Below are 15,338 nucleotides of genomic sequence, written 5' to 3'. Positions count from 1 at the left end.
GCAGTATTGTCAACCACTGTCACTGTAGCGGTAGCCGAGGCAGTGTTTCCACTTGCATCAGTGCCAGTCAATGTTACGGTTTGAGCACCCAAATCATTACAATTGAATGATGTTTTGTCAACAGACAATGTAAGGTTACAGTTGTCAAAAGAACCATTGTTTACTTGACCAGTAGTGATGTTTGCGTTTCCGTTGGCATCAAGCGCTACAGTGATGTTTTTTGCAAGAACAGTAGGGGCGATGTCATCAACAATCGTTACAGTAGCCGTTTTAGTGCTAGTATTTCCGTTGTTATCAGTTACTGTTAATGTTACAGTGTTATCACCAAGGTTAGAACAGTCGAAGCTTGTTTTGCTTAACGTCATACTTGCAATTCCACAGTTATCAGAAGAACCGTTGTTGATCTGAGTAGCAGAGATGATTGCGTTTCCGCTAGCATTCAGCGATACAGAAATATTCTGGGTGATTACAGCAGGAGCAGTATTGTCAACCACAGTTACTATAGCAGTAGCCGAAGCAGTGTTTCCGCTCGCATCGGTTCCAGTCAAGGTAACAGTCTGCGCACCAACTTTAGAGCAATCAAATGAAGTTTTATCAATAGATAAAGTGAGGCTACAGTTGTCAGAAGAACCATTGTCAATATCGGCAGCGGTGATATTTGCATTTCCGTTGGCATCAAGTATTACGGAAATGTTCTTAGTGATAATGGTTGGAGCAGTGGTATCAGTTACAGTAATTGTTACCGACTTGGTGCTAACATTACCATTGGTATCTGTAGCAGTTACAGTTACAGTATTGTCACCAAGGTTCGAGCAATCGAAATTTACCTTACTTAGTTCAATGGTAGCGATTCCGCAGTTATCTGTTATACCGTTATCTACTTGATTACTAGTAATGGAGGCATTTCCGTTCGCATCAAGTGTTACCATTACGTTCTGAGTAATAATGGTTGGAGCAGTGTTGTCTATAATAGTAATCGTAGCAGGAGCTGAAGCAGAGTTTCCACTAGGGTCTGTTCCTGTTAACATAACTGTATGGGCACCTATTTGAGCACAATTGAACGATGTTTTATCTATGGAAAGCGTAATGCCACAGTTGTCATAAGATCCGTTATCTACTTGCGCAGCAGTAAGATTTACGTTTCCATTCGAATCAAGCGGAAGCGTAATGTTTTGTGTGATAATAGTAGGGGCGGTGTTATCAGCAATAGTAACAGTAGCAGTTTTAGAAGTAGAGTTTCCGTTTGCATCAGTAGCTGTTAATGTTACTGTTTGAGTGCCAACATCTGAACAACCGAAAGAAGTTTTATCAAGAGAAAGTGTGACTCCGCAAACATCAGAAGACCCATTGTCTATTTGTGCAGGGGTAATGGCTGCATTTCCGTTGGCGTCTAAATTTACCGTGATGTTTTTTGTATTTACTGTTGGAGGTGTGATATCGTTTATAGTAACAATAGCTGTTTTAGAAGTTGAATTTCCACTGGCATCAGAAACAGTAACGGTAACTATATTCTGCCCAATATTAGAACAGTCAAAATCAGTAATATCTACACTAACTTCAGTGATAGAACAATTGTCTTTAGTACAGGTTGCTTCTTGATAGTATGGTGCAGGGATAAAACTAGCAGGTTCACCAGCTCCAGGTACAAATCCACCTCCGAAGCCTCCATCGCCAAATCCTCCATCGCCAAACCCACCATCACCAATGTCGATAACAGCATCGTCACAAAGCACAAGTAGGTCAAGCGCATCTGCAATAGATGCTTGACCAAATTCGTCAAGATTTAAGGATATATTTTTGGTTACTACAGTAGGGGCGGTATTGTCAACTACATTCACATTAGCTGTAGCAGTTTTTGTGTTTCCACTGTTATCGGTTACAATCAGCGTTACTTGGTTGAAACCGAGATTTGAGCAGTCAAAGGTTGTTTTATTTAATGATAAGCTAATTGTTCCACAAGCATCGCTTGATCCATTATTTATCATTTGAGGTGTGATTGTGGCAATGCCGTTAGCATCTAAGGCTACCGTTATATTTTTAGCTTTTGCCACAGGAATGGTGTTATCCCTGATATAAACTATTGCAGTTGCCGTGGTTACGTTTCCACTTTGGTCTGTAACAGTAGCTGTAACAATGTTTTCTCCAATATTGGAACAATCGAAAGTCTTTTTGCTTATCACATAGGAGGCAATAGAGCAGTTGTCTGATGTACACGGCTTTGCAAAGAAAAAATCTTCGCCACCTTCATTTGGAGCAACAATACTCTCTATTTTCCCATCAGCATTAAGAGTATTTGGCCCATATAAACTAGAAATACCTCCAGTGCTACAATTAAAATCTAGTACATCGTTTGCTGATATAGTGACTGTTCCATTCATCAGCGTACGGATTACATTTTTCGTTACAACTACAGGAGGTGTAACATCCTTAATATTAATGTCAACTTGCTGAGTACAAGTATCGCCAAACTGATCGGTTGAAGTGATTGTAATCGTATTTAACCCTAAGTTTGAGCAGTCGAAGGTAGTTTGGCTTGCTGTGTGATTGATTACCCTTTGTACCTGAGCAAGATCAAGGTTGAAATCGCCTTGGTGATAGTTTTGTCCATCCAATGAATAACTGAACCAACCCGACAGGCCAAAACCAGAGTTTTTGTTATTCGCAGCTGTACCAACCTGAAAACCAAAATTATAGCTAGCCGGCATGTGTGTAATTTCTACCGTCTTACCAGTATTTCCAGATAACCCCACTATGGTACTCGCTATATTTGGGTTTTCTATATAGTATGACCAATTGGTATAATTATTTCCAACTAGGCCAGACTCATCTTTGTAGGTTCTGCCTAAGCCACTCCACTGTGTCCAATTAGATTTACTAGATAGGTATAGATTAACTTCCCATTGGTCTAATGGGTTACCTGTATTGGTCAAAGTACCTTTTAGGGTAGCAGTTCCATCTGCATTTTCAATAAATGAAGCTCCAGCACTAAATACAAAATCTGTAGTGCTTGAAGGGAATGGGTTATTGCTTAACCACATTGCATGACCATCACCAACCGCTGCAGTAGGCGTGTACGGAGTAGATGTGAAACAGTCATTTAAGTTAAGGGAGGCCAAATCAAGAGAGGCATTTCCAGCTGAGTTCAAGTTAAGAACTGGTGTAACTTGGGCATTGGCTGAAATAAACAAAGAAAACCAACACACAAGTGTTAGTAGACCTTTCTTAAAATTAAAAGCACTCCTGAAGACAGGATGGAGTACAGGTTTTAACATTTTATACACACGTTTTGGTTAAAAGCAATCTTTAATTTTTTCCTCAATAATGCCTTTGCCAGTTTTAAGAACAAATACACACTAATGTTCGGCTAGGCTTGAGGTGAAAGAGATTAAGTGAAAGGAATGCAAATATATAAAAATACGTATAATGTATACGGTATTTTGTTATTTAAATACATTTAACAACTTGAAGATCAGAATTGATGGTTATGGAATACAATCAGAAAGCTTGCTTTTGACTTCTGATTTTGCCATACCCTTATTCAGTCGTTTATTTCTATTAATCCCTGTTTTCAAATTTTATTCAACCCTTCTTACAAGGGCTGTGATATTTCAATTTATAGTTTCTTTTAAGCTGTTTCTCTAACTTGAATAAATGCTTCTTTACTAATCGGCATTTTAAAGCCCTTTTCAATTAAATAATTGTGTAGTGCTGCTTCTAATTTGTAGTCGAGTTCTAAAAAATGATCTAACAAACACCATGGTGAAACCTTCAATTCAACATAATTTTCATGGAGCTTAGTTACTATTATTCTTGATTTAGGAGATTTTAAAATATTAGTGTGCTCTTTCAGAAAAGTATTGATAGCCTCTTTTACATCAGACATATTTTCTGAATAACACACATTAAGTTTTAGGTCTAACCTAATTATGTTTTTGTTGCTCAGGTTATTCAATGTGCCAAATATGAATTGAGAATTGTCAACTAGAACCTTTTCGCCATCAATCGTTTTAATTTCGCTATTAATCCAGTTGCTAGATGTTACTGAACCTATTTCACCATTTATTTCAATGAAGTCACCTGTCTTAAAAGGCTTTACTGTCTTTAAGAAGATACCTCCTGAAAGATTAAGTATAGACGTTAAAAAGGGCGCTTTCATTTTATTTGTAATGGTTCTCATATGCGATACTTTGATGAAAGTTGTTTCAATCTCTGTACCAAATACACATATGTGTATGTATACCCTACCAGATACACATAAATTTATTAGGTATTTCTCTTAGCGTGCAGAAGCATCCCATTTTGGGAGTAAAATAAGGGTGTTGGGAATAATTAAATTCTGTAGGTGGCTTAATGCAAGGCTATTTTATCAATGATAATTACGCCCTTAGAACTCTTGTTAAATACAAAACGTATTTTTGCCAAAGCGTCAAGATTGAACTCTGGCGATTTAGCGTTTAATATTTCTTCATATATAAAGAAGGTGTTGTAAACGGCTTCAGAAGTTTTGGTGGATTGAAGACTAGGGTTTTTCAGAACGTCAACTGTAAGCTGTCTTTGCAAATAACTGTATTCACTTAAGCTAAACTGTACTGTGTGGCCAGTATCATCGGTGAGTAGGATTGTGAAGTCAATAGGTTCTGGTGCTTTTTTGTCATCATCCTCTTCCTTTTTACTTTCTTCTGTTTCCTCATCGTTCTTATTTGAATTGTTTTGGTCATTGTCCGAGTCATTATTCTCGTTCGAATTTTCGTCAGCTTTCTTTTTATCTCTGTCTTTATCTGGGTAAGAGCTTTCTTTAGATTCGGCCAATTCGAAAGTAAGTGCGGTTGATTGCGGTAGTTTTTGTTGATCGCCAACAGAAAATTCAATCCAAGCGGTTTGGCTTTCATAAGCTAAACTGTCCCATCCTACATATACAGCTTGAGTTGCCTTGTTGCCCCATTTCATGCCTACCAACTGTTCTCTCCAAACGGTTAGGTTTTCAGAGGTTACTTTTCCTCCACTTGAATTAGTGGTAAGGTCTAAGTCTTCATCGAAATCGGCAATGACTTTCCAATCTGATGATTCGTATTGGTTGAGGTAAATAGTAGGAGGAAGCCAATTGTTACCGCTTCGATGGTCTTTGAATAGAACTTCATATTCTTTTTTGCCTTGCAATGTGACTTGCAAGAATGCACTTATATATACTTTACCAATTTCCAATTGATCTTCCATCGGTAACAAAGCTTTTTTATTCAGAAGAGAACCATAGGGTTGTCCTGAATCTGAATTGCCCCATGTGGTGTTGAATTGCCCATGATTTGCACCATATATATAGATAGCCGATTTGAAATGATAGAGGGAATCGGTGAATTTGACTCTTTCGTATTGTCTTAAGCCTGCAAACGACTGAACGTCACCATCATTTGCGCCATGTAAAACCAAGTAGTTTAAATTTTCTAATGGCGTTTGAGTTTCTCCTGGTTTGTATTGTCCATCTACAGGAGCAATAGCTACAACAGATTTTATATTAAAGTCGAAGTCGAATTTTTGCTTGGCGTCATCTGGATAGAACTGCAATTTGTTGAAGAAGCCAGCCACCGCAGCTGCTTCGCCACCCCGCGAATGCCCCATTACAGCAATATTTTCTAGGTCAACTTTATTTTGAAAAATATGGTCACTTTCATTATTCCACTTTCTCCAGTATTTTAGGTGCTCTAAAAGCAACCAGCCTCGGGCATCATTTTCCTCATCCAAGCCATCACCAAACATGTCTTTCCACGAGCTGTTGATGAAATTTTCATCTACACTCACCATTATCATTCCTTGGCTGGCCAGGAGTTTTCCTAAGTATTCATAACCGGGGTCTGAAAAATCTTCCATACCATGATTGCCATGAACAATTAATGCTAGAGGAAAAGGTCCATCACCTTCAGGATACCAAACTCGCCCATTGATAGGTAGTGCTTCTTCATCGAACCCCCAAAAGCGAGTGCGTAGTTTTCCTGCAAAACCTTCCCAATTGTCTAATAAGCGAGAGCCGTCTACTGAATCCGTAACAATCGTGACTTCTTCGGCAAATTCTTTTCGCTGTTTGTCATTTCCGCTACCATAAGTGAGGTAAGCAACCTTGTACTCACCTTCTTCGGCAGGATTTGGGGCTTGAATTAATGGGGCTTTGTAAGGAGAGGTTTGGGCTGCATCAATGTGCGCTATTTCTGGTAAGTTTCCTGTGTCGAACAACCAAATAAGGCCCCAGACTAAGCCTGCTAAACCAATAAGGCTGCCCAAACTTGATACGATAAGTTGATAAATAGAAAGTGTACTTCTGTTCTTTTTTGTAAGCGAAAACAAACCTGCGCCCGCTAATCCTGAAAAACCTATAACGAGCAATGGAAATTTTACGGCCAAGCTATCTCCAAAAATCATGGTGGTTAAAAAGAAAGCACCTGGCAACACCCATAGAAAATTCTTGGGTAATTTTTTAAGAATAAGGAGCAACAGAATTAAACTGGCACTACACAGAAATGCAAGAATCAGTCCGAGGGCTAAAGGAATTAGACCGATTGGTGTACCGGGCTCTAACACGAACATGAACATTGCTCCTAAAACCCAAATTACCACTGCGGTTGTGGCGATGGCTTTGTTAGCGCCTTTCCAAGCAATTTTCCCGGGGGTTATTTTTAATAAGAAAGATTTAACTGCTCTAGAAATACGTTTAAAGAAATTGCGCATAACGAATTAAGGTTTCCAAAATCTACTTATAAATCATTGATTATCAAATCAGATGGTTTATAAGTGTAATTATTTCAGAAAAGAGAATTACTCAAATTGTAGCGATGCACTTTAGTTCAATGGCAATTGGGGTAGGGAGGGAGTTAATTTCAACAGTTGTACGACAAGGTTGATTGTCGTTAAAGTATTCCGCGTAGATGCGATTATAGGTTTTGAAATCAGCCTTCATGTTGGTCAGAAAAACGGTAACATCTACCAACTGATCCCAGCTGCTTCCAGAATCTTCAAGAATGAGCTTTACATTTTTGAAAACCGAATGACACTGGGCTTCAATATCGTAAGAGAGAATATTGCCTTCACCATCTAATTCAACTCCAGGGATGTTTTTTGTACCTCGTTCTCTTGGGCCAACGCCAGAAAGAAATAGGAGGTTACCTACTTTTCGCGCATGCGGATATAAGCCTACAGGCTCTGGTGCTCTATTTGAATTTAGCTTGTCGCTCATTGTCTTATGTTATTGTGGAACCCAAATGTGTTTGGCGGAAATGCTCTCTAATCTAGTCGGAATCGTAATCTTTTCATTCGATTTACAATAGAATACAAAGCCTTTATATGAGGTGCTGTATTTATAAACGTCTTTAAAAAATAGTTTACTCTGATGCTCAATTACTAAACCGTCATCCATTTTTGAAAGCATTCGGCTAAAATCATTGGCTTCGATTTTGACAATTGCGCCAGATGCTTTTATGGCTTGTTGAATAGCGGCTTGTGCTGCGGCTGCTGTGCTCATTTTAAATGCTTTACAAGTTCAATGCGATAGTTCTCAAGTTCGTCTTTTGGTTTCACATTAAAAATATCGAAGCCGTTTTTAAGTGCAAACGCTAACATTGCTTTATGGCGGTTTAATGTTTTAAAACGAATTTTGGAATAACCTTTATCTAAGGCCCACACTTCCATTTCATTGGCTAGGGCCTTAGCTACGCCAAGTTTTCTGTATTCTGGTAAAACACCACCCAGCCAACTATAAAATGAGCCGTCTTTGTGTTTATGGTAACCCAATTTGCAACCTACCATGGCGCCATCAATTTTAGCCAATAATACGATATGGGCTTTATTCTTGATTTTTCCCTCGTAGTAATCTGAATCCAACAGTGGATCAAATTCAGGAACACTTTCTAAGACCTTTAATGCCTCTGAAAGTGTTCCGTGATAAATTTCTATAGCCATTTGAAATTAAGCGTTCATTATGCTTTCAATCTCCTCGGCCTCAATCGGGATGTTACGCATTAGGTTGAACGTACCATCTTTCGTAATTAATTCATCATCTTCTAATCGAATACCAAGCCCTTCTTCTGGAATATAAATACCCGGCTCAACTGTGAATACCATGCCCTCTTTAAACTCTGTATAAATGCTGGCTACATCATGGACATCCAAACCTATGTGGTGAGAAGTGCCATGCATGAAATATTTTTTATAAGCGGGCCAATCTGGGTTTTCATTAGCTACATCAGTTTTGTCAATTAAGCCCAAACCGATTAGTTCGCTCGTCATAATTTTACCCACTTCTTTATGGTATTCAGGAATCCTATTCCCTGGCTTCAGCATAGCGGTGGCTTCTTTTTTCACTCTCAAAACAGCATCGTAAACCGCGCGTTGTCTTTTCGTGAATCTGCCATTGACAGGAATTGTGCGCGTCATATCCGCATTGTAGTTGGCGTATTCTGCTCCAACATCCATCAATAATAAATCACCATCTCTCAATTGGTCTTTATTTTCAACATAATGAAGAACACAAGCATTTGGCCCACCACCAATAATTGGAGTATATGCAAACCCTTTAGATTTTCTTTTTACAAATTCATACTGAAATTCAGCTTCTACCTCGTATTCCCAAACGCCCGGCTTGGTTAAGCCTAGTACTTTTCTGAAAGCTTTTTCAGTAATATCACAGGCAGTTTGCATGAGTTCGATTTCTCTTTTCTCTTTAACTGTTCTCAGGTCGTAAATAATTGGTGCTAGTCTTTCATACTCATAGTTTGGGTAGTTGGCATGACACCATTTCGTAAATCTATCTGTGCGGGTTTCTACCTCAGTGGCATTACGAATATGCTCATTATTATAAAGGTAGATGTGCTCTGTTTCGGCAAGAATGGTGTTGAAAGTGTTCTCGAACTTGTCATTCCAAATCACCGTCTGAATGCCTGAGGTTTCCGTGGCCTCCTCTTGTGTGTATTTATGTCCTTCCCAAACGGCAATATGCTCATTGGTTTCTCTTACAAACAATACTTCTCTGAATTTAGGGTCTGGAAAATCAGGAGCAATCAATAGTATGGATTCTTCTTGATCGATTCCCGAAAGGTAGAGCATGTTGCTATTTTGGCGAAATGGCATGGTGCCATCTGCATTGGTGGGCATAATATCGTTAGAGCAAACTACAACAACTGAGTTTGGCTTTAAACGGGCTTTTAGTTTTTCTCTATTTTTAATAAACAGGTCTTTTCCTATTGCTTCGTATCTCATAATCTATGTTTTTATGAATTCAGACGAAATAACTAGGAAAAAGGGAGAAAAGGAAGGAAAGCTCATTAAGTCTTATTGACTATTCATTTATGGTTTCATCTTGTAAGAAATCATTTTTTAAATAGCCCATCTGTTTCTTATTTACCTTTTTGCCTTACCTTTGTGTAGAATTAGTCTAAATAAGGATAGTCAATTGAATCTCGCCCCACTTTACATCTGTTTTCCGCAGTACTTAATTCAGCAGGGTTTGCTGGCTTTGGCCAATAATAGCGGTCATTTTAGTGAGGTGAAGGTATTTAAACACACGTCTGAACTTAAGAAGTTGATTGGGAGTCATGAAACGGAAACTATAATCTTAGACTACCAAAATGAAGACGAAGGCTTTGTGCACGAACTTAGCCGATGGATTCAGACGCATCCTAACCTGAATGTGCTGGTTATTACTGATGATGTAGACAGTAATAGAATACGCAGCGTACTGAAAATGGGAGTGAATGGCTTTTTAACCAAATCTTGTAGTGAAGACGAAATTCTTGAAGCCATAAGCGCAATCAAAAATGGTAAGACATTCTACTGCAATAGAGTGCTAAAAGCGTTGGTTGAAGAAGGTAATGAGTTTTTTGAACTTTCTGAACGAGAGAAGGAGGTAGTGAAGCTGATTGCTGCTGGAAATTCATCTTCTGAAATTGCAGATATACTCAGTATTAGCATTCATACGGTAAACTCACACCGCAAAAACATACTTAAAAAGCTGAAACTCAAATCTCCTACAGAGCTTATCATCTTTGCTGCCGAACAAGGCTGGGTGAGCTTAGAACGTAAATAAGTCACTAATGCTAGTGATTATTTTCCCTAGCAATAGCGATTGTAAGCCAACTTAAAAGCCAGCTACCTTTGTGTTATTAAGAATCAATCTAAATAACACTCGTGCGCAGCGCTATTATTCTCATATTTATTCTCATTTGTTCTACCGTTTTTGGGCAGAAAATTACATTAAGAGACCAAACTACGGGCGATTTAATTGAAGGAGTGGCCTTTATGTTTCAGCCTTTAAATGGCACTTACAGTGGGCAAGTTATTTCCAATAATCTTGGTGTGGTTGAACTGAAATTGATCGACTTCCCTATCGTCATAAAAACCCAACATGTTGGTTATCAGTCCTATTCAGATACATTAAAAACTTCTAAAGATTATTTGATTCACCTTATGCCAAAAAAGGTTCAGCTCGGTGACTTTATTGTTACAGGACAGTTTAATCCTCAATCTGCTGAACAATCGGTATTCACCGTGAAGGTGATTGACCGAGAGGAAATAAAAGCACGAGGAGCGGTGAGTTTATCTGAAGCGCTTTCCAACACTTTAAATATTCGTGCATCTCAAGATTTGGCCATCGGAAGCTCCGGAATTAGCATGCAGGGAATTTCTGGTCAGAATGTAAAGATTCTTCTAGACGGAGTTCCTTTGGTTAACCGAAACGGAAACGGAAATGCGGCCGACCTTTCTCAAATCAACCTAAATAACATTGAAAGAATTGAGATTGTGGAAGGCCCAATGGCGGTGAACTATGGTGCGAATGCTTTGGCCGGGGTAATCAATCTTATTTCTTATAAAGACGCACAAAACACCACCGAAATTTCAGTGGGTATACAAGAAGAAACCGTAGGCTCTGAGTTTGGGGCAGATGAAGGAAAGCACATTCAAAGCATAGATGTAAGGCAACAAATTGCTAAGCAATGGTTTGGGCAAATAGGAGTATTGCATAACGATTTTAAGGGTTTTCAAGGAAATCAAACAGGCCGACCAAGGGAATGGAACCCTAAAGAGCAATATCAGGGCAATGCGCTACTTCGATTTAGCCCAGAAAATCACTCCATTTATTATAGATTAGATTATTTAGACGAGACGATCAATGACCTCGGTAAATCAAATAATAATTATTTACCCTCAGGAGAAAATCAGCCTTTCGCTATAGATGAAAAGTACTTAACTCAGCGTGCTATTCATCATATTCAAGCTGAAGGCAAACTCCCTTTTTTGAGCCGCTACAATGCTTTTGCCTCTTATTCTGACTTTGAAAGAATAAAGAGAAAAGTTTCGAAAAACCTGGTTACAGGTGAAGAACAGTTAACCACTGCTAATGGCGACCAAGATGTAAGTACATATAATGTATGGGAATTCGGAGGTGCTGGATATTTATCTTTTTCCGATAAAATTGATCTTCAGACAGGTTATAATGTAAGCTTTGAAAAAGTAGGTGGTGGAAGAATTCAGGAAGGCGAACAAGAGATTAACGATTTGGCTATTTATGGTTCGCTCGAGTGGAAAATGGCTGAGAATATTCTTGTTCGTCCAGGCCTACGCTTGGCTTCAAATAGTGCTTTCGGAACACAGCTAGTTCCTTCGGCACAAATCAAGAAATCGTTTGAGGGGAATGCAGATTTAAGACTTTCTTATGGAAGAGGCTATCGTGCGCCTTCTGTTCGGGAACTCTATTTTGAGTTTGTTGACTCGAACCATAGAATTTTTGGGAATGAAAATTTAACGCCAGAGTTTTCTCATCATTTAAGCTCTAATTTCACTAAATCTTACGAGGTAGGAAATGCTAAATCAGAAGCTGCAATTAACCTCTTCTACAATACGATTGACGACCAGATTGGGATCGCCCAATCAGCCTCTGATGCAACGGCTACCACCTATGTCAATATTGATAAATACAAAACCTTAGGGCTTGGTGTAAACCAGAAAATGGAGTGGGAGAAGCTCAAAACGAGTTTTGGGATTTCATATGTTGGTAGGTATAACCGTTTAGACGAAAATCAGCAAAATGATTTAAACAAGTTTTTCTATACACCAGAACTCAATGGAAATATTCAGTACGATTGGGCTGCGATTGGAACAAAAATCAATGTTTTCTACAAATACACAGGAGCATTAAGAAACTACATTTTCTCGGAAAATACTGCTGGTGAACAAGAGGTAACCATTGGTGAAGTGGAGGGCTACCACTGGCTAGATTTAACCTTATCCAAAACCTTTTTCACCCATTTTGATATGGTGTTTGGGGCAAGAAACTTACTAGATATTCAAAGAATCAATAACTCAGGAGTTTCAGGCGGAACACACTCTGGCGGTGCTTCTGTGCCTGTATCCTACGGAAGAAGCTATTTCATAAAATTAAACTATAACCTAAAATTAAAATGACGAACAGTAAATACACCTTGAAGCTAATTCTTGCTTTAGTAGCCATTGGCTTCTTAAATGCTTGCGATTCTGAAGATGATCAACCTAAAGTTGACCCTGCAGTTTCAAGCGCAATTATAGATGCAGAAGTGGGAGGGGCTGATCAACCTAACCAAGTTTTTATCGATTTTTCTTCTAAAACTCAAACAGTAGTTAATCGTGCTTCTTGGGATTTAGGTTTCTATGCGGGTAGCGAGTTTAGAGTGATTCTGAACAACCCTGCAAGTATGCTTGCTCAGGCAATTGACAAAACTGATTTGACCGAAGTTACTGCTGAAGATACCGTAGGAATGGGGGCTCAAATGGATATTGATGCCATCTTCGGTTCATTGTTTGGAGCGCCAGCGGAATGGTTACCTCTAGCCCAAACTTGGATGGATCAGCCAGATGGATCTTTAGAAGGAACTGCCATTGCTGAAGTATCTACTATAGCTGAGCAAAACAAAGTTTACATTATCAATCGAGGTAAAAATGCTGATGGATCAGGCCGAGGATGGATGAAAGCTCGATTCTTGAGAGAGGGTAGTGGGTATAAAATGCAATATGCAGAAATCAATTCAGCAACTTTCAGTGAAATACAGATTAATAAAGACAGTAACTACAATTTCAATTACGTCAACTTTAATCAAGGTTTGGTGAGTGTAGAACCAGAGAAAACTAAATGGGACATTTGCTTCACAATTTTCACTAACCTTTTACCTATTGACGCCACTTCCAAGATACCTTATGCTTACAAAGATTTTGTGATTCAAAACAGAGCAAATGTGGAAATAGCTGAAGTATCTGTATCGGATTATGCTTATGAAGATTTCACATTTACCAACTCCACTGACTTAAGTTACTCTTCAGATTTAGCTACAATTGGAAGCGATTGGAGGATTGTTGCCCAGCCTGGCTCTGATCAAGAAACCGGAGTGAATCCAGATATATTCTATGTGGTGAAAGATAGTGATAACAACTATTACAAACTGAAATTCACCAGAATGTTATACCCAATTTCTGGTGAAAGAGGCTACCCTCAAATTCAGTATGATTTATTGGTTCAATAAGAACAACAAGGTCAAAAACTCAAATCATTCAAGTTTAACTAAGTATTAATACACATTCAAATAATAAGTAAAATGAAGAATATACTGATTTGCCTTATGCTGATGATGTCAACTATTGCATTGGCACAGAATAAAAAGAAGCAAGATCAACAAGCCATTAAAGAGATGTGTGGCTGTTATGAAATCACTTTCAACTTTGCGGAAACTTTTGATTATCAGAGAGATTATCAGTTTCATGACAACTATAGAACCAAAGGGTTTGAGTGGGTGCAACTAATAAAAGATGATAAGGATGAAATCTCTATGCAACATTTGTTGATCGTAGGTGGTGGTCAAATTGTTAAGCACTGGAGACAAGATTGGCTTTATGAGAACACAGAGCTTTACAGCTATGTTAAAGACAATGGATGGAAGCTTCACACTTTGCCAAAATCAGCAGTGAAAGGGCAGTGGTCGCAAAAGGTTTACCATGTAGACGACAGCCCCCGTTATGAGAGTTCCGCATCTTGGGTGCATGTAGATGGAAAACATTATTGGGAAGGCGCTTCAGACTCACCTTTGCCAAGAAGAGAATATTCAAAGCGAAGTGATTACAACGTTATGCTTCGTACCAATAGGCATGAGCTTACAGATTTTGGGTGGATTCATGAGCAAGACAATGGAAAGGTAAATCGTACCGAAAAAGGAGATGAGCTTTTAGCTGAAGAGAAGGGAATGAATGTATACACGAAAGTGGAGGATAGTAAATGTGTTGCAGCACAAGAGTGGTGGAAGAAAAATGAGCAGTACTGGGCTGATGTGAGATCTGTTTGGGCTGAAGTTTATGCTGCTAACCCTGATTTTAGTTATGCACAAAGTCTTGATGATAAAATGCTTTATGAAGTACTTTTTGCTTTAGGTGATGAAATGGCTACTGCCGAGAAATACAATAGCACAGAGGTACAGGCTAAAGTATCAGAAATCATTAAATCTTATATGGATTAGGTTGTGTAAAAGCTGGGTGAAAGTCCGTCAAGGGAATTTTAAACAAGAGTTTTTGCCATTTAGAGCACTTCAGAAGAGGTGCTCTTTTTGTTTTAATTCAGGTATAAAAAAACACGTACCGATTGAAAAATCGATACGTGTATAACTGCTAACTAACTAAAACTATTACTAATTCTTTTACTGGATAGTTACGTTAAAAGTAACGCTAATGTCAGTTTCTCCGCCAGCGTTAGTTGGGTCGCCACCGCTAACTCCAGTAGCATCTTTATTTGGTTCGTGAATAAGAAGTACTTGTAAAGTTCCTGTACCTGCTGCACCAACTAAAACAGAGCCCGATAAACCAATTGGTTTTCCATTAACATCAACATCTTGGGCATCATACTGATAAGTGAAATTGATATTGTTGGCAATAAAGAATACTTGATGCTCATCACCTTCTTCCTGTACTTCCAAAGTGATGTTTTCTGCAGGAGATTCTGCTTCATTTAGAAAAGCTACACTTACATCATACGAACCGTTGGCGGCTAATACTGGGTTGGTAATTTCAGGATCATTTCCTCCTGTGCCATCAAGGTCTTTGAAAGTAGCTGTTACTACCTCACCCGCATTAGGTCCTGTTCCTGTAAAAGTTACCCTCAAAGTGGTGATTAATTCTTCTTCATTTACTGGTTCAGGATCGTCAGAACCACAGGCCGTTGTAGTCAAAATAGCTGCAAATACGGCTAAGGAATAAAGCTTGATACGTGTGAGTTTCATAATTATTAAACGTTATATTTTTAAATATACTTAAAGATCAGTTCTAAATCGAATGCAATATATGCAACGATA

12 protein-coding genes are annotated in these 15,338 nt (G+C 38.6%); 4 read left to right on the top strand and 8 right to left on the bottom strand.

Going from position 1 to position 15,338, the window contains the following annotated elements; genetic code table 11:
* From OB69_RS13490 to OB69_RS13460, 7 genes are all read right to left on the bottom strand, one after another.
* Positions 1-3,272 (bottom strand): beta strand repeat-containing protein (locus OB69_RS13490; RefSeq protein ID WP_394324655.1); only part of this gene is annotated, 3,272 nt, incomplete at its 3' end.
* Between the two features lie 353 nt (positions 3,273-3,625).
* Positions 3,626-4,177 carry a mechanosensitive ion channel family protein gene (locus tag OB69_RS13485; protein ID WP_053224268.1) on the bottom strand — a complete coding sequence of 184 codons (552 nt, stop codon included), beginning with the start codon at positions 4,175-4,177 and terminating at the stop codon, positions 3,626-3,628.
* A gap of 170 nt (positions 4,178-4,347) precedes the next feature.
* A complete protein-coding gene (locus OB69_RS13480) occupies positions 4,348-6,714 on the bottom strand; it encodes an alpha/beta hydrolase family protein (RefSeq protein ID WP_053224267.1) in 2,367 nt (788 codons plus the stop codon).
* A 91-nt stretch (positions 6,715-6,805) separates the two neighbouring features.
* Positions 6,806-7,219, bottom strand: coding sequence for a RidA family protein (locus OB69_RS13475; RefSeq protein ID WP_053224266.1), 414 nt, complete (start codon positions 7,217-7,219; stop codon positions 6,806-6,808).
* A 9-nt stretch (positions 7,220-7,228) separates the two neighbouring features.
* On the bottom strand, positions 7,229-7,504 hold the full coding sequence (locus OB69_RS13470; RefSeq protein ID WP_053224265.1) for a hypothetical protein: 276 nt from the start codon (positions 7,502-7,504) through the stop codon (positions 7,229-7,231).
* Positions 7,501-7,941 (bottom strand): GNAT family N-acetyltransferase, encoded by a 441-nt coding sequence (locus tag OB69_RS13465; RefSeq protein ID WP_053224264.1) that lies wholly within the window; start codon positions 7,939-7,941, stop codon positions 7,501-7,503. Before OB69_RS13465 ends, OB69_RS13470 begins: the two co-directional genes overlap by 4 nt.
* A gap of 6 nt (positions 7,942-7,947) precedes the next feature.
* Complete coding sequence (locus OB69_RS13460; protein WP_053224263.1) at positions 7,948-9,237, bottom strand: aminopeptidase P family protein; 1,290 nt, start codon at positions 9,235-9,237, stop codon at positions 7,948-7,950.
* 193 nt (positions 9,238-9,430) lie between these two features.
* Here OB69_RS13460 and OB69_RS18925 point away from each other — a divergent pair, with 193 nt between their 5' ends.
* From OB69_RS18925 to OB69_RS13440, 4 genes are all read left to right on the top strand, one after another.
* Positions 9,431-10,063: a response regulator transcription factor gene (locus tag OB69_RS18925; RefSeq protein WP_053224262.1), complete on the top strand. Its 633-nt coding sequence runs from the start codon at positions 9,431-9,433 to the stop codon at positions 10,061-10,063.
* Positions 10,064-10,164: 101 nt separating this feature from the next.
* Positions 10,165-12,438: a TonB-dependent receptor plug domain-containing protein gene (locus OB69_RS13450; RefSeq protein WP_053224261.1), complete on the top strand. Its 2,274-nt coding sequence runs from the start codon at positions 10,165-10,167 to the stop codon at positions 12,436-12,438.
* A complete protein-coding gene (locus OB69_RS13445; RefSeq protein ID WP_053224260.1) occupies positions 12,435-13,526 on the top strand; it encodes an HmuY family protein in 1,092 nt (363 codons plus the stop codon). Before OB69_RS13450 ends, OB69_RS13445 begins: the two co-directional genes overlap by 4 nt.
* A gap of 72 nt (positions 13,527-13,598) precedes the next feature.
* On the top strand, positions 13,599-14,510 hold the full coding sequence (locus OB69_RS13440) for a DUF6607 family protein (RefSeq protein ID WP_053224259.1): 912 nt from the start codon (positions 13,599-13,601) through the stop codon (positions 14,508-14,510).
* Between the two features lie 177 nt (positions 14,511-14,687).
* Here the strand turns inward: OB69_RS13440 and OB69_RS13435 are convergent, their stop codons facing one another.
* The gene (locus OB69_RS13435; protein WP_053224258.1) at positions 14,688-15,266 is read right to left on the bottom strand and encodes a hypothetical protein; all 579 of its coding nucleotides are present in this window, start codon (positions 15,264-15,266) and stop codon (positions 14,688-14,690) included.
* Positions 15,267-15,338 lie beyond the last annotated feature (72 nt).

The sequence above is a fragment of the Roseivirga seohaensis subsp. aquiponti genome (genome assembly GCF_001267955.1).
Taxonomy (GTDB): Bacteria; Bacteroidota; Bacteroidia; order Cytophagales; family Cyclobacteriaceae; genus Roseivirga; species Roseivirga seohaensis.
Note: the sequence above shows the minus strand (reverse complement) of the source record. Positions and strands in the feature narration are given on the sequence as shown.